This window comes from Actinophytocola sp. (assembly GCF_036002505.1).
In the GTDB taxonomy this organism is placed as follows: domain Bacteria; phylum Actinomycetota; class Actinomycetes; order Mycobacteriales; family Pseudonocardiaceae; genus DASYTH01.
On record NZ_DASYTH010000094.1, the window covers coordinates 1 to 22,629 of the forward strand.

The window sequence follows — 22,629 nt, forward strand, 5'->3', positions numbered from 1 at the left end:
GGCTTGCTTTGCTGCATGTCTGCCTCTCATTCGAAGTACCCCTGCACCCCGAAGTCACGGCCGCGGTCCCCGGATCGGTTCACGTGCGGGGCCCGAACCACCGGTGTGACGATCACCCCATGAACTTCCGGCCCCCTGCGGACGTGCCACCGGGAAACGGAAAATCGATCTGGTGACGGTGATGACCATGCGTGTGCGGGCACTGCTCCTGACGTTGTTGACGGCATCGACTCTCGCGGCGTGCGGCGGCGAGGGCACGAAGTCCACTCCGGCCGGTGGCGGGCCGGTCCGCGGCGGACCGACGATCAAGGTCGCGGACTCCGAGGTGGGCCCGATTCTCGTGGACGGATCGGGGCGGACGCTCTACGGCTTCACCCGGGACCGGGACAAGTCGAGCAACTGCGACGCGGACTGCATCGCGGTGTGGCCCGCGCTGACCAGCTCGGCGCCGGCGAGCGCGGGCGACCGGGCCGTCACGTCGCTGCTCGGCCAGGCCGGACCGGCCGAGGGAGCGGCCCAGGTCACCTACGGGGAGTGGCCGCTGTACTACTACGTCGGTGACGCCGTGGCGGGAGACCTGAACGGCCAGGGAATCGACGATGAATGGTTCGTCGTGGCCCCCGACGGATCCCTGATCAAGCAAACGCCCTGACGGGCCGCGCGGTGCGGGTGTTCGATCGAACACGGTAAACCACGCATCAATTTGAGGTGCGGATGGCTGACCATCCACCCGGTCCATCGGAGAGGGTGTGACCGGCGGTCCAGCGGACGTGGAAGCGGGTGGCGGCACACCACCCTGCACGTGCTTACACCTCTCGGCGCCGCGTTACTGAAGAGGCCGATCAGGACCCGGTGAGGCAGAAGCTCCGACCGCGCATGGCCGGAGCACGACCACCGGCAGTGGCGCCAGCTCGACCAACCCGTCAGCACGGCGGGTCAGGACCGCCTGCCTAATCGGAGCAGCACCGTGCTCGACCTGGCCGCCGGTACGCCGTGCGGACCGCAAGGGAAATCGGCCGGGACATCACGCAGCCGGTTGGCGTTGTTCCTCAACGAGATCGATCTCGAACTCGACAACATCCGGACCAAAAGAGACGGCAACCGACGCCGCTCGCCAGGGTCAGCAGGGCCGTACTGGCACAGCTGTAGCGACATCACGCTGCACATGGCGGCTCGACGGATGCTCCGCGGCGGTGACCCGACCCGGCCCCCACCGGTACACCACGACACGACCACGCGGTTCCGACCTGCATAAATGTGAGCCGGCGACATGCTCCGACACCCGCCGGAACGCCCTCTTAACCAGCGGGTTCGGAGTTCGATTCCCTGGCGGCGCACCATCAAGCCGCAGGTCGACACCACTGTTGACCTGCGGTTTTGTTGTTTCGGGCGACCTCCAGCAACTGCCCGGACCGTCCACTTTGTTCTGATCGCGTCTCCGTCGCGTCTCCTGGGCGGAACTCGGGACGGAATGAAGATCGACATCCAGACTCGCTCACTCGCGAGATGCCACGCTGAACAGCCGCGGGTTCGAGTCCTGCCCAGGATTCGAACCTGCGCGGCGCTGTGCACCGAGGTGTTGGCTCTCTAGCAGTCTTGGCCGCTGGGAGAAGCGATTGGGAGCAATATGGGAGCACCCCGATGCGCTGAACAGCCCTGAACCGCACCCAACGGTGCTCAACAGACGTGCCGTGACCTGCAAGAGTCAGATTCCTGCAGGTCACGGTACTTGTTGATCTACGTTGACACGGTAGAGGTCACTGGTTCAATCCCAGTATCGCCCACCATCATTCCCAGTTCAGACAGGCTGCTCGGCTGTTTGACCGTGGCAAGTGGCATGTTGGGTTCTGCGGTGATCGTTTGACCGTCAGTTGACCGTGACGCTCGCATCAACGCCGGTGCCGGTAACACGCCCTGTGCCCGGCACCGTGACCTGAGCGTTGCTCGACCGCCAGCAACGCATCGACCGGATCCGCCGCGGCCAGGGCTGGTTTCCAGGCCTGTTGCCGGAAGAAGTCGCGCGGCAGGTGCCCATCCGTGGTTAGCGGCCGTCGCACTGGCCGCACACTGCGGACGGCGGCTGGCCGGATACAAAATCCCGAAAAACTTCACGTTCGTCGACCGTATCCCCCGGTCGGCCGTAAAATCCAACGCTGGTGGCTCGGCCCAGACGATGAGGACGGTGAACCCACACAATGAACCCAGCCGTTGACAACGCGACCGGCACCGGCTCAGCGCACCCGCGGGACCCGATCGAAATCTGGCTGGCCCAGCAGTGGCAGGAAGTCCTCGGAGTCGGAATCGGGGAGAGCTTTGTTCGGAATAGGCGGAAATCGCTGGACGCGGAAAGGACCATCAACGCCGTCCTCGACCAGTTCGGCGTCCAGCTCTCCCTGAACGTAACGATGGAGAGCCCACCCGTGGAAAGCCTCGCCACCCGATTACGCGAGCTAAGAACGCTGGTCGGCTGATGGAACGGCGAGTGCGGCTGACCCCGCTGAGATCGATCCCGGTCAGCTTCAGCGGACGACGAGCCGCCGAAGGACCGCTCACCCTCGGCCAGCTCAACATCCTGGAGTGGTTGAGCCGCATACCCGACCACTTCTTGGCGACCGTCTGCACGGAGCTCGAGGTGCCCGACGGGGTGCGGGTCAACGATGTGGCTGAAACGATGGCCGTACTGCTTGGCCGGCACGAGGCCCTCCGGACCACCTACGTGGACGGCGAGCACCCGCATCAGAAAGTCGCCGCCTCCGGCGTGCTCATGCTCGACGTCTGCGCACTCGGCGACGGGCAGTGGGGACCGCGGGACCGGCCCGCCGTGGCCGAAGCGCTCATCCGGTGGCTGCGACAATCGCCAAACACGGCGCCCCTTCCGGTCCGGGTCGCGATCGCCACCGCGTCCCATGCGGAGCGCGTCATCGCCTGCGCCGCCAGGTTCTCCCATATGGCCGTGGACTTCCAGGCGATGGGGATCATCAAGCACGAGTTCGTCGAGATGATCGACGACCATTCCGCGCGACGGATCGGGGAACCGCGCCACCAGCCACTGGATCAGGCGGAACTGGAAGCCACACCGGCTGCACGGCGCCATGCCGAGGCCGCGCTGCGATACATGCTGGCCCAGGTGCAGCGGATGCCCCAATGCTTGTACGCCACGCCACATGCCCATCCCACCGGCGAGTCGCTCGCGGTGGAACTGTCCTCCGCGGCGGCCGCGATAGCTGTACAACGGGTAGCCGCACGGACCCGGGCCAGCCGGTCAAGCACCGTCCTCGCCGCGATCTGCGCCGTCCTCGCCCGCCGCACCGGATACCAGGAACTCGTGTTTCCCCTCCTATCCAGCAACCGTTTCGAACGCCACCTGAGGCACTACGTCGGCTCCCTGGCCCAGGGCACCATCATCCCCATCGAGGTCGCCGCGAAAACCTTCGACGCGCTCGTCAAACACACCTGGATATCGGTCATCAAAGCATGTCACCACGCCAGATACGACGCCACCAAGCGTGCGGAGGTCGACAAGCGAATCCAGCATGACCGCGGTCTCAGCTTTAACTACGACCCACTCTTCAACAGCCTCGTCGCCGAGTCTCCGGCTGCGTCCGACGCCGTCGTCGAACACCACCCCGAGCAGGTGACCGCCGCGCTCCAGGAGACCGAACTGCGGTGGCGCCCGGCCCCCCGCAACGGATCCCTGATGCGATTCACCCTCAACCAGATCGACGGCCCACTCCGCCTCAACCTCTGGAACTCCGACACCGGGCAGCTGCCCCGCGCGGAGATGGAGTCGTTGCTCCTGGCTGTCGAGCGGCTGCTCGTGGCCGCGGCCCACGATGATCTCGACGTTCAACGGATTCGCGAGGCCGTTGCGCTCGAGCCCATCCAGCGCGGGCCGAACTGGACGCTGGTCGACTCCTGCTGGGTCGACCTCGCCGAGGTCCAGCGCCTCCTCGACGAGGCACTCGCACCCGCGACAGCCCGGATCTTCCCCGCTGCCGGAGGCCAACCCCTGGTTGCCTACCTCGCCGCGACCGGATCCGTCCACACCCCAGAGCAAGCCCACGCCCGCTGCATGGCCGCCCTCCCCGACCGCCCCACCGCCATCGCCCCACACCACTACGTCATCTGTGCAACCGCCCCACCCGATCCGGCGAACCTCACCGCCTGGCACGGGGTCCTTTCCGCGGGCGCCGGCCGCACCTCTGATTCCCCGGAGGACCGTGTGCGACGGTAATCCGGGCGCGACCCGTCAGCGCGGTACTTCCTGAAGTTCGCCGAGGACATCGCGCCGCGGATCAACACCGCTGAACGGGAACGGCGCCTGGCCCGCCTGGAGTCCGAAGTGGACAACTTGCGGGCGGCACCGGCCTGGAGCCGCACCGGCGACCCGCCGGACGTGCATGTTCGGCTGACCGCCGCGCTGGTGTGGTTCTGGCTCTACCGCGGGCATTTCAGCGAGGCACGAGGCTGGCTCGCCGGAGCGGCCGACCGGGTCTGCGGCCAACCCGACCGGCACACCGCGACGGCGATGGCACAAGCTCACGCCGGTGCCGGTTTCATGACCCTGGCGCAGGGCGATCATGCCGCCGCTCGGGCTCACCTCGAGCGGAGCGTCGGATTGTGGCGGAAACTGCCGAATCCGTGGGGTATGGGGCAGGCGTTACGCTGGCTGAGCGCCACGGTGGAGGCGGAAGGCGACCATCCACTGGCCCGCTCGCTCATCGAGGAAAGCGTACGGTTGCTCAGAAGCCAGCCGCACAGTTTCGATCTCGCCAGGTCATTGGCCAGGCTCGGCAACGTGGCGGTGGTCCAGGAGGATTTCGACACCGCCTGGTCCGCGCTCGAGGAAAGCGTCGTCATCAGCCGGCGGACCGACGACCGGTGGAGCCTCGCGACGGCCTTGTGGCGCTGCGGCGTCGCCGAGTTGCACCGCGGCAGGTACCAGCGGGCGGCGGACTGGCTCACCGAAGGGCTGGCCCTGCTGCGCGACGTCGACTACACCTTCCTGAGGCTGCACTGCATGGAAACGCTGGCCGCGGTGTTCGCCAGGCACGATGAACCCATCCGGGCGGCGCGATTGTTCGGTGCTTTGGCAGCGCTGCGCGAGCGGGTCGGGCTGTCGGTGATGTATCCCCGGGACCACGAGCGCGGCATGGCAGCCGCCAAAACCGCGCTCGGCGACAATGCCTTCCATACGGCGTGGACCACCGCCCGAACCATGTCGCTGGCGGCGGCCATGGAGCTGGCGCTGGAACCCGCCGCCCCCGCGGCCGCGCCCGAACTGACCGCCCGGGAGACCGACGTGCTGCGCCTGGTCGCCCGCGGAATGACCAACGAACAGGTGGCCAAGGAACTGTTCATCAGCTCCCGCACCGTCAACTGGCACCTCACCGCCGTCTACAGCAAGCTCGGCCTGCGCTCCCGCACCGAGGCCACCCGGTTCGCCCTCGAGCATGGCCTGCACTGACCCGTGACACGCGGCTTCATGATCGCTGTCTTGGGAACGTCACGCCCGTATATGAGCGTCGGTTTCCCAAAACGGCGATCTTGACCCCTGTGTCCGACAGATGGAAAGGCTCAGTGACCCGGTACTTCTACCGGGTTCCCACCGCGCACGGAACCGGTAGTCCACACGGTGTGCCGCCACCACGGCGGCGGGGAAACTGTTTTCGGCCGAGAACGGCCAGGAATATCTCCTCCGATTGGAGCTCTGAATTACATGAGCAAGTTGCGTCGTGCTTTCGTGGTGGCGGCCGCCTGTCTGGGGTTGGCCGCAAGCGGGGCGGTGGCATCGACGTCGAAGCCTTCCCGCGTCCCACCGAGGACGACGGCAGCTTCGCCTGGGCCCAGTCCAGTGTGGACGTCGGCGCCTGGGAGAGCAACGCCTTCACGCGCTCGCTGCAGGTTCGCTGCCCGCTGACCGCGCTGCCGGAGTGCTCGTACCGGGTGCAGGTCCAGGTGCGTAACCACGCCCAGGGCCTCAACTTCCGCGTCGACGACAGCACCGTGGAAGCCCAGCTGACCTACCAGTGATCTTTCGGTGTGTTGGCCCCTGACGTCGCCATGTTGGCTCGTGGCGTCGCTGCGTTGGCTTGGGGCGTCGTCGTGTTGGCCGAGTGTGCGTCGGGGTTGCCGTCAACGGTGTCCGGCGGCGTCGTCACCAGCCAACACACCCACGCCAGAGGCCAACACAGCGACGTGGCGCGCCAACACGGCGACGTGAGACGCCAACTCACCGCTCGCTGGTGATGACCGGGGGCGCGACCTCGAAGGTCTCGTCGTGCTGCTCGACCACGCTGTACTTGCGCTGGTGCTCCTTGTCCTTCTCGCCGGCCGCCCGGGCGCCACCCAGGCCGCCCAGCGGGACGCCGCCCGGCGTGCCGCTTCCGCCGGTCGAGGTGTGGGCGGTCGGCTGCCTGCGGTTCTGGCGGACGGTGTCGGCGCCGGCGCGGGCGCCACCGGCGAGGCCGGGGCCGGCGGCACCGAACGGGGGCGCACCGCCGGGCGCGGCGCCGGTGGAAGCTCCTCCCCCGCCGGGGTGGCCCGGATACCGGGACGCGTCCGGGATGGTGCCGTGGGACGGTTGGACCGCGCCGGTCGACTGGGCGGCGACTCCCAGCGGGACGGCACCGGGGCCGGCCGAGCCACCCGGCAGGGAGGTGCCACCCGGCGAGGACGCGCCGCCGCCGAGCCCGCCGGCCGTCGACGCCGGGGCCGGTGATCCGGTGGTTGCGGAGTCCGCCGCGCTGTTACCGGGCTCCGCCGCGCCCATGGTGCTCGCGGGGCCGGCGCCCTGCTGGCCGGCACCGCCGCCGGGGTTTGGCTCCGCGTCGGGCCGGATGCTCTGCTGGCTGATGCCCGACAGCGCCTGCTTGATCAGATCCACGACGGCCATCGCGCCCTGCACGAGCTTGAGCAGGTTCTCCCCGCTGGCCACCAGCGCCGCCAACTTCGCGGCGATCCGCAGGGCGTACTCCACGGCGATCCCCACGCACGGCGGGATGGCCTCCACGACGCTCTGGCCGAAGGTTTCCGGGGCCCTGGCGATGGCTTGAGTCATGATCGGAACGATCTGCGAGACCGCCTCGGCGATCAGCTCGGTGACCTCCGCGATGGCCTGCGCCACCACCTGGCCCGCGCCGATGATCGCGCTGCCGGTCGTGGTGCTCGCCTGGCCGAGGCCGGCGACGCCGTCCGCGTGCTGCGCGCCGGCGTCCCGGTACTGCGACGCGGCCGCGCCGGACCAGCTGGAGGTCTGCGCGCTGGTCGACGCCCGGTACGAGTCGGCCACGCCGGCGATGTCCTGCCCGGCGTCGCCGAAGTCCCGCGCCCCCGACGTGACCGAGGCCCCGTTGCCGCCCTGCAGCTGGGTGAGCCCCTCACCGAGAAACGACACGAGGGGCATGAACCAGCCGAGGCCGGCCGCGGCGAGCCCGGACAGCGGGTTGAGCGTCGAACCCAGCAGGCCCAGCGGGGCGCCCGGCACGCCGAGCCCGGGCGCCACCCAACCCTTGGCGCGCACGGCATCGTCCGTCGCCCGCAGGTCGACGACCAGCTGGGCGGTGTTCGTGTCGGTCATCGGGGGTACTCCCGGGTCAGGTTGGCGGCGTTGCTCTCGTCGGTGTACTGGTAGTCGGAAGCCGTCCGGGTGATGCCGGTGCTCATCTCCGCCACCGAGGACGACGCGTCCGTGATCGTGTTCGCGACCTGCGTCATGGCACCCTGCAGGCCGGACGCGAGGAACTGGGCGAACAGGCCGAGCGCGAGGTCGGCGAGGCCACTCGGCAGCCGCCCGCCGATGGCGGACAGCTGGTCGGCGACGTCGCCGACGCTGCCGGCGTGGCCGTAGAGCTGCTCGGTGTCGACGTCAAACTGGGTCATTTGGTGATCTCCGGTGGGTTGGCGAAGTAGTCGTCGTCGTCGCGGCGGTTGATCACCGGCACGCCGGCCGGCAGGTGCTGCTTGATCACCTCCAGCGCGGGGCCCGCACCGAAGTACTCGGTCGCGATGCCGGCGATCTGGGCACTGACCGCGTGCCGCGCCCGCCGCGTGGTGTCCAGGATCAGCCGCGCCAGCTCGTCGGATTCCAACGTGCGGGCCGCGGGTGTGAGGGTGAGGTCCTCGAGCGCGCCGCCGGCGCCGACCCTCACCTCGACCTCACCGCGGGGCGAGGTCGCCGTCCCGCCGACCTGCCGCACGCGCGCGCTGGCCTCCTTGGCCCGGGTCGCGACCTCGGTGAGCCGCTTGTCATAGTGCGCGAGCCACTGTTCAGGATCCATCGTGTTCCCTTCTCGCGATCATGGCCAAACTGTCGAGCGCGAAGCGCATTTCGTGCTGCCGCAACGGGTTGACGCTGGTCCAGTCGTCTGCCGTGCGATTCACCCGCACGCGGCCGCGTGGACCGTCCAACCAGGACAGCTCGGTTCCGGACCGGGTGTCCCCGCCGGCGCCGCGGCGGGTCGCCCCGAGCTGCCCGTTGCCGGTCAGCTCGGGGAGCAACGCGCCGAGCTCGTCGAGCACGGCGGGCTCGCCACCGTCCGGCGGGAGCGTGACCGGCATGGCCAGGGCCGGCTCAACCTCGGGCACCATCCCGATCAGCTCGCCGGCCAGCGCGTTCTGCGCGACCCGCCGGATACGGACCCCGGGCGTCTCCGGGTCGCCGGTCAGCGGCTGGCGGCAGATCAACGCCCAGGACCGGTAGACCATGGCCACCACGCCGGTCGCCGAGTCCGGGCCGACCAGCACGAGATCGACCGTGCCCCGGTACTCGCGGAGCGCCGTGACCACCTCGGCCGCGACGCCGCGCGGCCCGTGCTCGCCGGCCAGCCCCCGCGCCCGCAGGGTCACCCCGGCCGCGGCCAGCAGCACCTCCCGCTCCCCCTCGATCCGGCCGAACTCCGGCACCCGCAACGGAAACGGGAACCGCACCCCGGCGTGCGCGGCGAGCAGGTCCAGCTCGACGAGTCCAAAGTAGATACCGTCCCGCCTCTCCGAATTTAACACTTGTGGTCGCCTTGGGTTGATGCCGTGCGGTTCCGTGCGTACCGGTGGCTGAGTTGCGTCCCGTTCCCCTTGGGTGCGGTTGGCGGGCCCGACGACCTGAGGTGACACAGGGAGTGTCATGGCGCCGTCTCCTGGTCGGTGAACTGCCAGGTGGCCTCGCGTTCGTGGTTCTGATACTCGTTCACGGTGGCCCGCAGCGCCCGGTGGTAGCTGGCCAACTCGGCGTCGGCCGCGCTGACCTCGCCGGTGAGCCCGGCCGGGCCGGCCGCCTCACGCAGCCGCAACGCCAGGTGCATCGCGGGCGGCGCGGTGCCGAGCAACGGCTGGTGCTCGGCAAGCCGCTGCGCCGAGGACACCAGGCCATTCGTCTCGTCGCCGATCTCGATCAACGCCTTGACCTGCCCGATCAGCTCGCCGGTCAGGAGCTGAAAGCCGTGCTGGGGTGACTTCTTAGCGGCCAACGTCGTGCTCCTTGTCTGTCAAGCCGATCACCGGGGCGCTGGCTTTCTCGTCCAGCGCGAAGAGCCGGTTGTCCACGTTGGGCAGGCGGCTGCGGTGGCGCTGGTCCTGCTCGTCGTCCGCTGCTCGCGCGCCCATGCCTGGCGGCCAGAAGCCACCGGCACCCGTGGCGCGCTTGGCGGCCAGGTCAGCCAGCATGGCGCGCTCCGCGGCCAACACGCTCTGCACGGGGCCCGGACCGACACCGACCAGCCCGCCCCCGCCGAGCGGAGCACCTCCGACCAGCCGGGCCCAGGGCGCACCACCACCGGCCACGCCCCGACCCACGAACGGCGCGTCACCCAAGACCGCGGCCGAGCTGGTCGTCGCCCCCTCCAGCCCGTCCACCTGGTACGTCCTGGGCCTGGTGGCGTCGGACTGTGCCGGCACGACCTGGTGGCCGCTGTTCCGCAGGCTTGCTTCGTAGCGCTGCATCACCCGGACCGCCTCGGCCTTGGACGCGCCCGCCACGGCGTCAGCGGTGAATATCCGTGCGCCGCCGACGATCACCGCCTCGACCGGGTTCATCGGTCCGGCGCCGACCGCGCTCGTCATCAGCGTCAACGGGTCCGGCGGCGGCGGTGGCATGGTGTTCCGCGCGAGGGCCAGCGCGTCGCCGGCGTCATTGGTCGCCTTCTGGACCGCGCCGGCCCGGGCACCGACGTTCCAGATGCGGTCGCTGAGCTCGGCGAGCCGGTCCGCAGCCAGTTCGGCCGCCCGACCCTGCCAGTTCGACCGCAGTGCCGCCCCCTGGCCGCGCAGCGCGTCGGCGAACCCGGTCAGCGCCGTGCTGTGCCGCCCCCATTCGGCGGCCACCGTGCCGACATCCCCGACATCCGCGTCCTGCCACAGCATCTGGTACAGCTGCTCGTGGCTGTAGGCATTCCAGTTCGTGCCGCCCGGCGGCGTCGGCGAACCGAAGAACTCAGCCCACACGCTGTCCAGGGCGTCGGTCAGGGTTCGGGTCAGCTGCGCGAGCGGCCCGTCCGGACCCAGTACCGAGGTGACCGCGCTCGCCAGGTCCTCGACAGTTTCGAACACGTCACAGACAGTGGCGCGGACCGGGGTACGCCGACCAGGACCGCGAACCGGCCATCTATGTCCGGCGGCGAAAACCGCAGGTCAGCCGACGTCAGTCAGGTGATCTTGGAGACGGGCGTGCCGGAACTGGTACACGGCACCGACCTGACGGAGCACCCCGCGCTGGCACGCGTCGTCCAGGAACGCGATCAATGCCCAGGGCAACCGCCCATGCAGCGGCAACCAGATCCGCGACAGCGCCAGCCACTGACCCCAGGCGGTCAGGCTGAGCGCGACACCGAGCCAGACCGCGAGGCCGAGCACGAGCCCGTAGGAGAGCCCGTGCGCCAGCCCGTACCGCGGCCCGTGCAGGAGTCCGGCCAGGATTCCGTACCCCGCCGCGCAGACGAGCCCGAGAACCGATGATTCAAAGATCACGGTCGACCGGTTGGTGCGCAGCAGATCGGTAGGGCTGACCACGGTTCTGACATCGACGGGTGCTTCGAAGCGGGCCAGGATCCCCCACACCAGCCCGACCAGCGGACCGAACACCAGCCCGAACAGAACCCCGTACCCGGCCCCGGGCCCGAGCCGGCCCACGATCCAGAACCGGATGCCGAGCACGCCCGCGAGCCCGAGACCGCCCGCGAGCGCGAGCCCTCCTGCCAGCCCAACCATGAACCTGCGGATGAACCGCGCCCCCAGCCGCCGCGTCCCGCCGTGCAGCCGGATCTGCACGCGGGACGGCACGAACGCCGCTCCCCCGAACGCGATCCCGATTCCGCGCGCAAGTCCGACGGTCAGTCCCGCGGCGAGCCCGTCCAGGGGGCCGGCGATGAACCCGTCGACGACTCCGGTCCCGAACCCGAGCCCGCCCATCAGCGCGGCCGCGAGTCCCGCCGCGAACCCGAAGGCCACCCCCGCCACCAACCCGGCGACGACAATTCGCCGCCAGAGGCGCATGGTGCTGCCCAGCTGCCACCAAGCGATGTCATGAGTGCCGAGCCGATCCAGGTGCCGGGCGAGGTAGCCGAGCCAGCTCCGCACCCGCTCGGGATCCCAGCGCCTGCGGCCGGGCTGGTCACGGTAGACCGTGGGGATGAAACTGCCCAGCAGGTGACGTTCGAGGGCGTACTGGCTGTCGAACCGTTCGGTGTCCAGCAACTCCATGGGGTCGCGGCCGGCGGTGTCGCTGTAGATGGCGCGGGCGATCCCGACCATCAGCGGAGTGGTCAGCACCGTGCGGAGATTGACGCAGGCCGGATGCTCCGGATGGTCATGCAGCTCGTTCAGGATGGCATCCCACACGGTCGCACGGACGCCCTTGCGCGTGGTCCGCGGCAGGTAGTTGACCAGGTCGGTCACGGTGAGGTCGGTCAGCCGGACCGCGGCGGCGGCGGTCAGCGCGTCGGTTCCGGCCACGCTCGCGTATTCACCGCGGCGGCTGGTCAGCAGCAGCGGCAGGGTGGTGGCGTTGAGCGCGTCCAGCGCGGCCCGGTGCAGCCCCCCGGCGAGCTCGTCGAACCCGTCCAGCACCGGCAGGATGCGGCCGGCCTCGACCAGCGCGGTCGCCAGTGTCGAGCCGTCCTGCCCGCTCGCCGCAAGCCCCGGATGATCACGAACCAGCTGACCGGCCAACCAGTCCCGGAACCCGGTGGTGGTCGGGTTCCACGACCCGAGGCTGAACACCACCGGAACGGCATCGGCGCGTGATCGGGTCTTCAGGAGGTCGAGGACGAACCGCACGGCCAGCACCGACTTGCCCGATCCCGCCCGCCCCAGCACGACGAGCCGCCCGGACGGTATCCGCCGGTACACGTCGGCGATCTCGTCCAGGTGACCGGCCAGGTCCAGCGGTTCGGCGGACCGGCCCGGCGAGACGCGGCAGATGTTCTCCCAATGATCCATCACGTCGTCGGGCGCGAGCTGCCAGCGGACCGGTAGCGGACACGGATCCTGGATCCGCCGGAGCTCCTCTTCCCGCTCCCAGCGCGCGCCGACCGCGTGCGCGAGATCATCGCTGGCGTCCGCCAACCTGCGCTCGAACGCCGACTCCGGTGGGATTCCGTTGGCACCGGGTGGATCCGGCGCCACCCGGCCGCCGGCGGCGGCCAGCAGCCGGGCCCGCTCGGCCGGACTGAGTTTCAGCGCGTCGGAGAGCTGCCGCACCGTGTCCAGCTGCGGGTTGGCGCGTTCCCCCGTCTCCAGCCGGCGAATGGTCCGCACCGACAAGCCGGAGCGTTCCGCCAGCTCCTCCTGGGTCAACCCCGCCTGCTGCCGCAACTGCCGAAGCAGCACGCTGAACTGGCTCGTCACACGACGCACTCTATCGAGCGCGGCCAGCCACCATTGGCCTGATCCGGCCCAAGGGGCCTAGGACGCGGTCAACGAAGAGTGTGGCGCGGGAAAATTTCGGCGGTCATGTTGGCCGAGCGGGCAGCGTCGATGCGCTGGTCGATTGTGGTGGGTGGCATGGTCGAGAATGAGGGATGGCGATTGGTGCGGAATATCGACCGGGCGAGGGTGCGCAGGAACCTGAACATTATTGATTCTCCACCTGTTGAGGCCGGCCGGACTTTTGGGAAACGGCCGGGGACTATCGGTTCACGTTGAGGAAACCGATGAGGACGGCGCCCCACCAGCAGATCTGGGAAACTGCTGAGGTGCAGCCGCCCCAGAGGAGCAGCCGCATCGGCGGGATCCCGTCGAGGACGCTCATGCGTTTGCTCAGTGCCATCGCTTGTACGCCGTTGACGGTGAGGGCGGTGACGAATCCCAGCTTCAGGATGGTGATTCCGGAGGTGAGGTTCGGGCTGAGCAGAGCACCGCTGATGAGGAGGCCGGCCAGACCGGACCAGATCAGGGGGTGCAGCCGGGTGGTGTTGGTGACGGCTTCGGCGAACGTCGTGCGGCCGAGGACCCAGAGGGCGAAGAAGTAGTCGGCGACGAGGACCGCGCCGAAGCCCAGGACGAGGAAACCCAGGTGGGCGAAGAGGGCCAGGTCATGCAGGACGGGGCTCGGGTGCACCAGGGTCGACAGCCAGACCGCGGCGCCCACCAGGGCGGTTGCCGCGGTGGCGGCGGCGGCATAGCTACGCGGCCAGCCTGGCCGGGCGGTGTCCGACGGGCCCGGAGCGAGCCTGTGGCGCGGAGGGCCGCTGTCGTCGGGCATGATCTTGTCCTCCCCATGAACGGCTGGGCGTGCCATGCGCTGAGCAGCCAGGTTCCGGCCGATGATTTTCGGCGAAAGCAACTGGTGCTGTGTCAGTACATTTCATGGCAGGCTTGGTCGACAGCCTTTTCTGGGAAGGACAACCAATTTATTCGGTTGGGGGTCAGTGCCATGAAGGTGACCTTCAGGACGCTCAATGTCCCGAAGGTGACCTTCATGGCATCAGACCCGGGACGAGGTGATCACGTCGGTTGGTCGGACTCTGACCGGTCGGGTGTGGGCGCCAATACCGGGTATGGCTTGAGTGTGATGGAGTTGGCCGCTTTGTGGATGCCGCTCATCATCTTGCTGGCGCCGGGCAGGTGCGGAAGGAGGCGCATGAGCTGGTTGCGCATCCAGATCCCGCGGCGGGTGCGCGGGGCGAAACCGCTGGCGCTGCTCGCGGCGCGTTTCCTGTTCCGGGTCACGTAGTCGCGCATTTCCTTGTCGTACTCGGCGAATGCGATGCGGTGGTCGCCACCCGCCGCGGCGAGTTCGCCGGCCAGCACGTAGGCACCGACAAGCGCCATGCTCGTGCCCATGCCGAGCGAGCCGCCGAAGGCCGCGTCGCCGAGCAGAACGGTGCGGCCGCGGTACCAGTGGTCCACGCGGACCGTGCCCTCCCGCGCGAAGTAGAGGTCGTCGGTGTGCCGGAGTTGGTCGATCAGGGCGGGGATCTCCCAGCCCGCTCCGGCGAACACCTCGGCGAGCAGTTGTTTCTGGGCCGGCAGGTCCCGGCGGTCGTAGCCCAGGTCGGGTGCGACGAACCCGAGCAGGACCCGGACCTGCCCGGTGTCGCCGAGCGGATACAGCAGCGCCACCCGGCCGCCGACGCCGTTGCCCGCGGGCAGGTTGTACATCAGCTCCCAGCCGTCGAGGTCGAGCTCGGTGCGGGCGGGAAAGTACGACAGGTAGTAGCCGCGGTCCCGGACCAACTCCTGGTCCTGCCCGAAGGTCAGCGCGCGTACGCCGGAGCGCACCCCGTCGGCGCCGACGACGAGGTCGAAGGACCGCGGCGGCGCCTTGTCGAAACTCACCCGGACGTTGCCGGCACCCTCGTCGATCCTGGTGATCACGTTGTCGTACAGGATCTCCACGTCCGTGCCGGCCGCCTCGTGCAGGATGCGGACGAGGTCGCCGCGGAGGATCTCGATCTCGGCGACGATCCCGCCCGAGTCGCCGAAGTCAGTGTTGCCCATGGCCGCGACGCGCTCGCCTCTCCCGTTGAGGAAAGCGAATCCGTGCGTGCCGGTGTGGTGGGCCCGGATGGTGTCCAGGATGCCCATCCGGGTCACCACCTCGCGGGCGGTGCCGCGGATGTCGACGGCTTGCCCGCCGGATCGCACCGCGCCGGCGCGTTCGACCAGCGTGGGCTGGAAGCCGTGGCGGCGCAGCCAGTACGCCAGGGAGAGGCCGGCGACGCTCGCGCCGGAGATCAGTACGGTACGCATGCGTACACCGTACAAACACTCGCTATACACTGTACAGATGCTCTAGTACGCTACATGTGCCAGCAGGTTGTTACGGCCTGAGCGCACTAGTGCATCGGGAGGTCGGCGTGGAACGCGGGGCGCCCTATCAGCGAATCGCCGCGGAGATTCGGGACCGGATCACCAGCGGCCGGCTGCGCCCGGGCGACCGGATCCCGTCGACCCGGCAGATCAGCCGGGACTGGGGAGTCGCCATGGCGACCGCGAGCAAGGTGATCGCCGCCTTGCGCGACGAGGGCCGGGTGGAAACCAGGCCGGGCGCGGGAACCGTGGTGCGGTCAGCGGATCGCGCGTTCACCCGGGCCCTGCCGCGCGAGCACGACGTGGGCCGGGACCAGATCGTGCGCGCGGCGATCGCGATCGCCGACGCGGAGGGCATGCCCGCGGTGTCGATGCGCCGGGTCGCGACCGACCTCGGCGTGGCCACCATGTCGCTGTACCGCCACGTGTCCAGTAAGGACGACCTGATCCTCCACATGGCCGACGCCGTGGTCGCAGACGAGCCGCTGCCGGCGCGGCCCCCGGCGCACTGGCGGGCGTGCCTGGAGTTCGCGCCCCGTCTACTGTGGACGACCTGCCGGCGGCATCCGTGGCTGGCCGAGGTGATGATCTCGGTGACCCGGCCGCGGCCCGCCCCGAACCTGATGCTCTACTCGGAATGGGTGCTGACCGCGCTGCGCCGGCTGGGGCTGGGTCCGGACGACATGATGTACATCCACCTCAACCTGTTCGGCCACGTCCGCGGCCTGGCCCTGGCGCTGCAGACGGAGGCACGGGACCGCCAGGACACCGGCATGACCAACAACGAGTGGATGGACACCCAACTGGCGGCGTTCCAGCAAATCGTCGCCACCGGCCGGTACCCGACCATGGAGTACGTGGTGACCCAGGACTTCGAGCAGGACCTCGACGTCATGTTCGAGTTCGGCCTTCGGCTGCTGCTCGACGGGGTGGAACAGCGGTTGGCACGAGCCACCCCTGCTTCGGCGCCCGGCTGACACCGCAGCCGACTCGATCACGAAGCCCGAGGCTAATAGCCGGCGCGCAGGGAGCCGGCGACGGCGGGTAGGTCGCGGGAAATCGAACCGGCCATGTCGAGGGCGAACGCGCGCACGAGCGGCGAGAGGCGGAGTCCGGCGAAGTCATGGTGGGCGTGGCTGAGGATGCCCGCGTCGACGAGCTCGTCGGCGAGTTCGTCCTCCTCGGACGGCAGCGGGCTGACGTCGTCGGCGGAGGTCCTGGCCAACCAGTGCAGCAGTATCTGGGCGGGCTGGCTGAGCGTGAGATAGGCCGACCGGAGGGATTCGCGCATCGACAGGTCTCCGATGCACAGCCAGCTCAGCGCGTTTCCGTTCTGGTGCCAGCCGTCGAGCAGCTGGCGCAGGATCACGTGCGGGCGCAGGGCGATTCTGCGGAGCGCGATGTCCAGGGCCAGCGGCAGATCGCCGCAGAACTCGGCGAGCCGGTCGAGGTCGTCGGGGCCGGCCGTGACGGTGGGCGGGAGCGCCACGGTGATCATGGCGATGGAGTCGGCGCGCGACAGCGGGGTCACGTGCACGCGGCGGACGTCGCGCAGGCCCAGCAGCCGTTTGCGGCTCACCAGGAGGGTGGTGCTGGTGTCGGTCTCCACCAGCAGCGGTCGCACCTGGCGTTCGTCCCAGACGTTGTCGAGCAGCACCAGCAGCCGGCGCTCGGCCAGCAACGTGCGGTACAGGCCGGCACGGTGGTCGAGGGTGCCGGACAGCTGGTCGGCCGGGACGCCGAGAGCGCGCAGGAACCCGTCGAGGATGTCGTACGGGCTGGGCACACCCTCGGCGTGGTGGGCACCGAGATCGGCGTAGAGCTGCCCGTTGGTCATCTCGGCCGCCCGCGCGTAGGCGTAGTACAGGGCCAGGTCGGTCTTGCCGACGCCGGCCGGACCGCTGATCACGATCGGCGTGTCGCCGGGGGCCTGTAACCACGCCAGCTCGGTCGCCCGCCCGATGAAGCCGCGCGGCCGCTGCGGAAGCTGCGCCGGATACGGCAGCCCGCCCGCCGGCCGGCCCGGCAGCCGCGAGGGGAGCCGCATGTAGCCGCCCGTGACGGCGAGCCAGCGCTGCCGCCAGGTTTCCTCGTCCCCACCGCAGGCGGTGACGAAGGCGAGGGTCACCGGCAGGGACGGCATCCGGTTGCCGCTCGCGGCGCTGGACAGCACGGACGGCGAGAACATCGCGGACTGGGCCATCTCGCGGTAGGTCGGATTCCCCGCCTGTGCGCGTAACTGCCGTAATTCGCTGGCGAACTGCGCGACGAGGCCGCCGGCGGAGTTGACAGGTTTTTCTGGTCTGCCCATGAGGGATCCTTCCCCACAGTCATTCACCGTGGCTGAATTGGCCTGCCTCCTGTGGAAACGTCCGCGCTGATTACGACCAGCTGGGGCCGGTCGCCGGTCTTACGGTCCGCCATGGATAATGAGAACCAGACATCGTAGTTGTCGAACTCATGCGAGCACCGCGAGCAGATGTCCATCAGGTGGAAGAAGTGCGTCCTTTTCCGAAGTTCAACGTAGGCTTTTTGCGCCTCCTTCAGAACAGGGTCGGCTGGGTCGGCTGGCTGGGTTCCTCCGCCGGCTGTCTTCGACGGCCGTTAAGGGCGAACCTGTCCTCTATCGTCTTGTCCGGGTCCGGGAAGCCGTGCTTCGCGATCAGCGGGCGGATCCGGGAGTCGATCTCGTGGCGGTACTCACGCAGCCGCTTCGAGCCCGACGAATACAGCGTCGTGTATTCGCTGACGAGATCCGGATGGGATTCGCGCAACCACGCGAAGAACACGTCCTTCACCCCGGACGACAGGTACAGCGGGTGGAACAGCACGCTGGTCGCGCCCGCGGCCGCCACCGCGCCGACCAGCTCCGCCAGCTGCTCCGGCGAATCCGTGAGCCTGGGCAGGATCGGGGACAGGAACACCGTGCACGGCAGGCCCGCGTCGCGGATGGCGGTGATCGTGGCCAGGCGGGCCGTCGTCACCGGTGTGCCGTTCTCCACGGACTGCTGGAGCCGCTCATCCATGATCGAGATCGACAGGCCCAGGTGCACCGTCGTGACCCGGCTCGCGGCGACCAGGCGGTCGAGGTCACGGCGGATCAACGTGCCCTTGGTCAGGATCGAGAACGGGATCCGGAATGCCGCCAGGGCGTCGATGATCCCCGGCATCAGCGCGTACCGGCCCTCCGCGCGCTGATAGACATCGGTGTTGGTGCCGAACGCCACCCGCGGCGGCAGCTTGCGTTTGCGGGCCAGCTCGCCGCGCAGCACCTCGACGATGTTCGTCTTGACGATGATCTCGTTGTCGAAGTCGCCGGCGATGTTGAGGCCCAGGCGGGTGTGCGTGTTTCTGGCGAAACAGTACTGGCACGCGTGGGTGCACCCGCGGTACGGGTTGATCGTGAATTCACCGGGGAGCATGCGCGCGTCCGCCGGCACGTGGTTCAGCGCGGTCTTGGCCAGGACCTCATGGAAGGTGACGCCGCGGAACTCCGGGGTCCGGACGCTGCGGACGAACCCGGCCAGCCGGGCCAGGCCCGGCAGGGTGCCTTCGTCCACCCGGTCAGCCCGCTGACCGCTCCAGCGCATCCCGGCCACACTGCCGTCGTCGCTCGTGGTCACCAGTCCTCCTTTGAAGTCAGGTGCAGGCGCGCCGATCCTTTCCCGAATTACCTTGCAGAATTCGCCGGCAAACGGCTAGAGGGCCTCACCCCAATGTCCGGGCCCGGACAGGTCGACGGTCGTGGCCCGCGGATCCGCGACCGTGTGGTAACCGCCGTGCACGAACACCAATGCCGGCGGCCGCCCATCGTGCCCGGTGGCCAGGACGTCCCCGATCACCAGCGTGTGGTCGCCGAGGTCGAACCGGTCCTGCAGGCCGCATTCCAGCCAGCTCGCCCCGGCGAGGACGAGCGCGCCGGTCCGTTCGCCGGGGCGCGCCTCGATCTCGGCGACGTGCGCGGCGCGCGCGGCGGGCGGCCCGGCCAGCCGGCGGGCGATCTCCCGCGCACCGGCCGGCAGGATCGACACCGCCCAGCGGCCGCTCGCCAGCAGATCGCCGAGGAACGTCGAATCCCGCCGGAAGGACAGGGACACCAGCGGCGGGTCGAGCGAGATCGACCCGAGCGAGTTGACGGTGACGGCGTCGTGGCGGCGGCCGCCGGGGGTGTCGCGGTAGGTGGTGGCGACGCACACCCCGGTGGCGAAGGTGCGCATCGCGCCGCGCAGGTCGGGAGGCATTCCAGCGGCTCCTCGGCAGGTCATACGGCTTGCGGGAAGGTGAAGAACCGGTCGGGGTCGTACCGGCGTTTGACCTCGGCGAGCCGGCCGGCGTTGGGCCCGTAGTAGGCCCGCTGCCAGCCCTCGAGGTCGGGGTCGGTGAAGTTGACGTAGGCCGCGTCGGGCGCGAACTCGCCGGTTGCGGCGTGCAGGGCGTGCAGCCACTCCAGGTTGGCGCGGACGGTTTCCGGCGGGTCGGCCTCCGTCCAGGAGGTGTCGAGGCTGAGCAGGAACCGGGTGTCGCGGTGCGGGAACGCGGTGTCCGCGACCGGAACCCGGCTGATCGCCCCGCCCCAGGCGAAGAGCGCCGCGCCGGCCCCGTCGGGGTTCCCGCTGCCGGGCCACTTGTCCACGGCCCGGACGAGCGTGGTCAGCCCGGCGTCGTCGATCTCGTGCGGCGTGCACCGGGTGCGCACCGCGAAGGCTCCCCCGGCGCTGCTGTGGTGCAGATACGTTGCGGCGGCCCAGAAGTCCCGGTCCTCGATGTCGGCGCGGCCGGGTGCGGCGATGGCGAAGGCCGGCGCCATCAGCTCCCGCAGCTCCGCCGACGGCCCGAGGTGGTGGCCCACCACGGACACAGCGCTGTCACCGCCGTCAGCGCCGTTGGACGAGCGGGCGATGCCGATGCGGGCGGAGAAGCCGTCCGGCGCCGTCAGCATGATCTCCTGCATCGTGGCGAGCACGTCGACCGCGTGCGGCCACGACCACAGCGCCAGGCAGGTCGACCCGGCCGGGGCGGGCCGGGTGCGGAACGTGAAGCCGGTGTTGACGCCGAAGTTGCCGCCCCCGCCGCCCTGGCACGCCCAGAACAGGTCCGGATGCTCCCGCGCCGAGGCCGTGACCCTGGTCCCGTCGGCGAGCACGACGTCGGTCGAGACCAGCGCGTCGCAGGTGAGGCCGTGCGCGCGGGAGATCGTCGTGACGCCGCCGCCGAGGGTCAGGCCACCGATCCCGACGGTGTCGGAGTTGCCCAGCGGGAACGTGACATCGTAGGGCCGCAGCGCCGCGTAGAGGGCCCGCATCGGGGTGCCGCCGCCCACGGTCACCTGCCCGGTGTCCGGGTCGAACCGGATGCCGGCGAGGTTCCGCAGGTCCAGCACCAGCCCGGTGGACACGCAGTAGCCGGCGTAGCTGTGGCCGCCACCGCGGACGGCCAGCGGCACCGACTCCGTACGGGCCCACTCGACGGCCAGTGCGACGTCCCCGGCGTGGGCGGCCGAGAGGACGGCCGCCGGGCGGACCGCGGCGAACCGCCGGTTCACCGGCGACCCGGTTTCGGCGAAGCCGGGGTCGCCGGGGAGCCGGAGCTCGCCGTCCACCAGCCCGCGCAGCGCCTGCCATCCGGTCATCGCGCCACTCCCACGGGCTCCAGGGCGGGAATCTCCTCGAGGTAGGACACGCCGGTGGCGGCATGCTCGCCGTAGCGCTCCCAGACCTCACGCAGCACCAGGGTGCCGCCGTGCCGCTGCGGTGTGTTGGTGCTGTGCCCGGCGATCACCTCGCCGGTCTCCAGCACCATCGTGTAGGCCAGCCGCAGCACGCCGCGTTCGTCGCAGGTGCCGGTGATCGTGCCGCGCCGGACGTGCCCGCCCTCGAACACCGCCCAGACCAGGTTCCCGCGCTGGTTGTACTCGGCGCAGACGCCGTCGCCGCCACCCAGCGCACGAAACCGGCGCCCGTCGTAGGAGATGCTCATCAGCCCGCCTTTCCGGGATTTACCTGCGGTGAATGCGTCTTTGCTCGCGCTGGCCGTGAGGAAGGACGCATTCATCGCCCTGTTCATTCGTCCACGTCCAGGAGGCCGGCGGGCATGGTCAGGGGGGTGCCGGCCGGCGGGGGGTCGACCGGGTCGGCGTCCAGCTCGACCAGGGCGGCCGCGTGGTCCAGGCGCCGGGCACAGGTGCGCGGGTCCGGGGCCGAGCAGATGACGAAGGAGTGCCGGGCGATGTAGCCGCCCGGCGGCAGGCGCAGCGTGGTGCCCGGATCGACCATGCGGGAGGCGAGGATCAGGCCCGGCGCTTCCCCGGGCACGGTGACCGAGCGGACGACGCAGTCGTGGGCGGGGTAGCCGAACCGGATGCCGGCGACACCGGCGCTGGTGTGCGTGAGGTCGGGGCGCGCCCCGGTGGCGATGTCGAACAGCACGCTGCCGGGTTCGATGCCGGTGGCGATCTGGCCGAGGAACGGGATCAGGTCACCGCCGAGCCGGCCGTTGACCTCGATGATCACCGGACCGTGCGTGGTCAGCCGGACCTCGGTGTGCGTGATGCCGTTCTCGATCCCGAGCACCTGGTGCGCCCGGGCCAGCGTGTCCAGCAGCGCCTCGTCGCGCAGCAGCGGGTCGGCCGGGTCGACGACGTGGCCCAGCTCCTCGAAGAACGGGGGCAGGCCGGTGGTCTTGCGGGCGAGGAACATCGGCAGGTACTCGCCCTTGTGCACGGCGCCGTCGATGCTGATCTCCGGGCCATCGGCGAAGCCCTCGATGATCGCCCCGCCGCGGTAGGGCTCGTCGCCGACGAGGCTGGCCTCGTGCGCGACGCGGTAGGCGAACTCGAGCTCCCGCTCGTCCGGCGCGAGCGAGACACCCATGCTGGCGCCGAGCGCCCGCGGCTTGACGATCACCGGGTACCCGATCCGGGCGGCGGCCCGGCGGGCGTGGTCGAGATCGGCGGCCAGCTCGAACCCGGGCTGCGGCATGCCGGCCGCGGTCAGCCGGGTGCGGCAGCTGAACTTGTCCCGGCAGCCGTGCACACCCGGGATGCTCAGGCCGGGCACGCCGAACTCGGCGGCCAGCTCGGCCGCGGGCATGACCAGCGGCTCGTCCCAGCACATCAGCCCGGTGATCGTGTACCGGCCGGCCAACTCGCGCGCGGTCCCGGCGAGCAGTTGGTGGTCGAACACGTTGGCCACGGTGATGTCGTCGAAGTACTCGTGCTGCCAGGTCGGCCGGAGATTGTTGATCAGCACCAGCCGGAGTTCGGCCTCGCGGGCCCGTTCGGCGACGGACCGGACGATGTACTCGCGGTAGAGCTTGAGGCCGCTGCCGATGACGAGCAGCGCGCCCGGGGCGGTTCTGGTCATGGGGAGATGTCCTTGATGGTCGGAT

The 22,629-nt window shown here is 69.9% G+C and carries 22 protein-coding genes; 6 read left to right on the forward strand and 16 right to left on the reverse strand.

Annotated features, from left to right (window positions below; all coding sequences use genetic code 11):
- The first annotated feature begins 181 nt into the window (after nucleotides 1-181).
- The 5 genes from VGR06_RS07050 to VGR06_RS07070 all read left to right on the forward strand — a co-directional run bounded on the left by VGR06_RS07050 (nucleotide 182) and on the right by VGR06_RS07070 (nucleotide 6,033).
- Nucleotides 182-652 (forward strand): hypothetical protein, encoded by a 471-nt coding sequence (locus VGR06_RS07050; RefSeq protein ID WP_327558147.1) that lies wholly within the window; start codon nucleotides 182-184, stop codon nucleotides 650-652.
- A gap of 1,543 nt (nucleotides 653-2,195) precedes the next feature.
- The gene (locus VGR06_RS07055; protein ID WP_327558148.1) at nucleotides 2,196-2,471 is read left to right on the forward strand and encodes a hypothetical protein; all 276 of its coding nucleotides are present in this window, start codon (nucleotides 2,196-2,198) and stop codon (nucleotides 2,469-2,471) included.
- On the forward strand, nucleotides 2,471-4,234 hold the full coding sequence (locus tag VGR06_RS07060) for a condensation domain-containing protein (protein WP_327558149.1): 1,764 nt from the start codon (nucleotides 2,471-2,473) through the stop codon (nucleotides 4,232-4,234). Before VGR06_RS07055 ends, VGR06_RS07060 begins: the two co-directional genes overlap by 1 nt.
- A gap of 108 nt (nucleotides 4,235-4,342) precedes the next feature.
- Nucleotides 4,343-5,467 carry a LuxR C-terminal-related transcriptional regulator gene (locus VGR06_RS07065; protein ID WP_327558150.1) on the forward strand — a complete coding sequence of 375 codons (1,125 nt, stop codon included), beginning with the start codon at nucleotides 4,343-4,345 and terminating at the stop codon, nucleotides 5,465-5,467.
- Nucleotides 5,468-5,856: 389 nt separating this feature from the next.
- On the forward strand, nucleotides 5,857-6,033 hold the full coding sequence (locus tag VGR06_RS07070) for a hypothetical protein (RefSeq protein ID WP_327558151.1): 177 nt from the start codon (nucleotides 5,857-5,859) through the stop codon (nucleotides 6,031-6,033).
- Between the two features lie 199 nt (nucleotides 6,034-6,232).
- On the opposite strand, the gene VGR06_RS07075 is transcribed toward VGR06_RS07070, so the two are convergent.
- The 10 genes from VGR06_RS07075 to VGR06_RS07120 all read right to left on the reverse strand — a co-directional run bounded on the left by VGR06_RS07075 (nucleotide 6,233) and on the right by VGR06_RS07120 (nucleotide 15,183).
- The gene (locus VGR06_RS07075; protein WP_327558152.1) at nucleotides 6,233-7,579 is read right to left on the reverse strand and encodes a hypothetical protein; all 1,347 of its coding nucleotides are present in this window, start codon (nucleotides 7,577-7,579) and stop codon (nucleotides 6,233-6,235) included.
- Entirely contained in the window at nucleotides 7,576-7,881 is a 306-nt protein-coding gene (locus tag VGR06_RS07080) for a type VII secretion target (protein WP_327558153.1), read from the reverse strand. The genes VGR06_RS07075 and VGR06_RS07080 overlap by 4 nt, the downstream gene beginning before the upstream one ends.
- The gene (locus VGR06_RS07085; RefSeq protein WP_327558154.1) at nucleotides 7,878-8,279 is read right to left on the reverse strand and encodes a YbaB/EbfC family nucleoid-associated protein; all 402 of its coding nucleotides are present in this window, start codon (nucleotides 8,277-8,279) and stop codon (nucleotides 7,878-7,880) included. The genes VGR06_RS07080 and VGR06_RS07085 overlap by 4 nt, the downstream gene beginning before the upstream one ends.
- Nucleotides 8,269-9,003, reverse strand: a complete 735-nt coding sequence (locus VGR06_RS07090; RefSeq protein WP_327558155.1) for an ESX secretion-associated protein EspG — start codon at nucleotides 9,001-9,003, stop codon at nucleotides 8,269-8,271. Before VGR06_RS07090 ends, VGR06_RS07085 begins: the two co-directional genes overlap by 11 nt.
- Nucleotides 9,004-9,119: 116 nt before the next feature.
- A complete protein-coding gene (locus VGR06_RS07095) occupies nucleotides 9,120-9,464 on the reverse strand; it encodes a hypothetical protein (RefSeq protein ID WP_327558156.1) in 345 nt (114 codons plus the stop codon).
- Entirely contained in the window at nucleotides 9,454-10,542 is a 1,089-nt protein-coding gene (locus VGR06_RS07100) for a hypothetical protein (protein WP_327558157.1), read from the reverse strand. The genes VGR06_RS07095 and VGR06_RS07100 overlap by 11 nt, the downstream gene beginning before the upstream one ends.
- Nucleotides 10,543-10,623: 81 nt before the next feature.
- Nucleotides 10,624-12,837, reverse strand: coding sequence for a helix-turn-helix domain-containing protein (locus VGR06_RS07105; RefSeq protein ID WP_327558158.1), 2,214 nt, complete (start codon nucleotides 12,835-12,837; stop codon nucleotides 10,624-10,626).
- A 68-nt stretch (nucleotides 12,838-12,905) separates the two neighbouring features.
- Nucleotides 12,906-13,064 carry a hypothetical protein gene (locus VGR06_RS07110; RefSeq protein ID WP_327558159.1) on the reverse strand — a complete coding sequence of 53 codons (159 nt, stop codon included), beginning with the start codon at nucleotides 13,062-13,064 and terminating at the stop codon, nucleotides 12,906-12,908.
- Nucleotides 13,065-13,117: 53 nt separating this feature from the next.
- Nucleotides 13,118-13,693: a hypothetical protein gene (locus tag VGR06_RS07115; protein ID WP_327558160.1), complete on the reverse strand. Its 576-nt coding sequence runs from the start codon at nucleotides 13,691-13,693 to the stop codon at nucleotides 13,118-13,120.
- A gap of 242 nt (nucleotides 13,694-13,935) precedes the next feature.
- A complete protein-coding gene (locus tag VGR06_RS07120; RefSeq protein ID WP_327558161.1) occupies nucleotides 13,936-15,183 on the reverse strand; it encodes an FAD-dependent monooxygenase in 1,248 nt (415 codons plus the stop codon).
- A gap of 107 nt (nucleotides 15,184-15,290) precedes the next feature.
- Between VGR06_RS07120 and VGR06_RS07125 the strand changes: the two genes are divergently transcribed.
- Nucleotides 15,291-16,220, forward strand: a complete 930-nt coding sequence (locus tag VGR06_RS07125) for a TetR/AcrR family transcriptional regulator C-terminal domain-containing protein (RefSeq protein ID WP_327558162.1) — start codon at nucleotides 15,291-15,293, stop codon at nucleotides 16,218-16,220.
- Between the two features lie 32 nt (nucleotides 16,221-16,252).
- Here VGR06_RS07125 and VGR06_RS07130 read toward each other — a convergent pair whose 3' ends face one another.
- From VGR06_RS07130 to VGR06_RS07155, 6 genes are all read right to left on the reverse strand, one after another.
- A complete protein-coding gene (locus tag VGR06_RS07130) occupies nucleotides 16,253-17,554 on the reverse strand; it encodes a helix-turn-helix domain-containing protein (RefSeq protein WP_327558163.1) in 1,302 nt (433 codons plus the stop codon).
- A 232-nt stretch (nucleotides 17,555-17,786) separates the two neighbouring features.
- Nucleotides 17,787-18,866, reverse strand: a complete 1,080-nt coding sequence (locus VGR06_RS07135) for a radical SAM protein (RefSeq protein WP_327558164.1) — start codon at nucleotides 18,864-18,866, stop codon at nucleotides 17,787-17,789.
- A 75-nt stretch (nucleotides 18,867-18,941) separates the two neighbouring features.
- Nucleotides 18,942-19,484 (reverse strand): flavin reductase family protein, encoded by a 543-nt coding sequence (locus VGR06_RS07140; RefSeq protein ID WP_327558165.1) that lies wholly within the window; start codon nucleotides 19,482-19,484, stop codon nucleotides 18,942-18,944.
- A 20-nt stretch (nucleotides 19,485-19,504) separates the two neighbouring features.
- A complete protein-coding gene (locus VGR06_RS07145; protein ID WP_327558166.1) occupies nucleotides 19,505-20,872 on the reverse strand; it encodes an FAD-binding oxidoreductase in 1,368 nt (455 codons plus the stop codon).
- Complete coding sequence (locus tag VGR06_RS07150) at nucleotides 20,869-21,219, reverse strand: hypothetical protein (protein WP_327558167.1); 351 nt, start codon at nucleotides 21,217-21,219, stop codon at nucleotides 20,869-20,871. The genes VGR06_RS07145 and VGR06_RS07150 overlap by 4 nt, the downstream gene beginning before the upstream one ends.
- 83 nt (nucleotides 21,220-21,302) lie before the next feature.
- The gene (locus VGR06_RS07155) at nucleotides 21,303-22,604 is read right to left on the reverse strand and encodes an ATP-grasp domain-containing protein (RefSeq protein WP_327558168.1); all 1,302 of its coding nucleotides are present in this window, start codon (nucleotides 22,602-22,604) and stop codon (nucleotides 21,303-21,305) included.
- Nucleotides 22,605-22,629 lie beyond the last annotated feature (25 nt).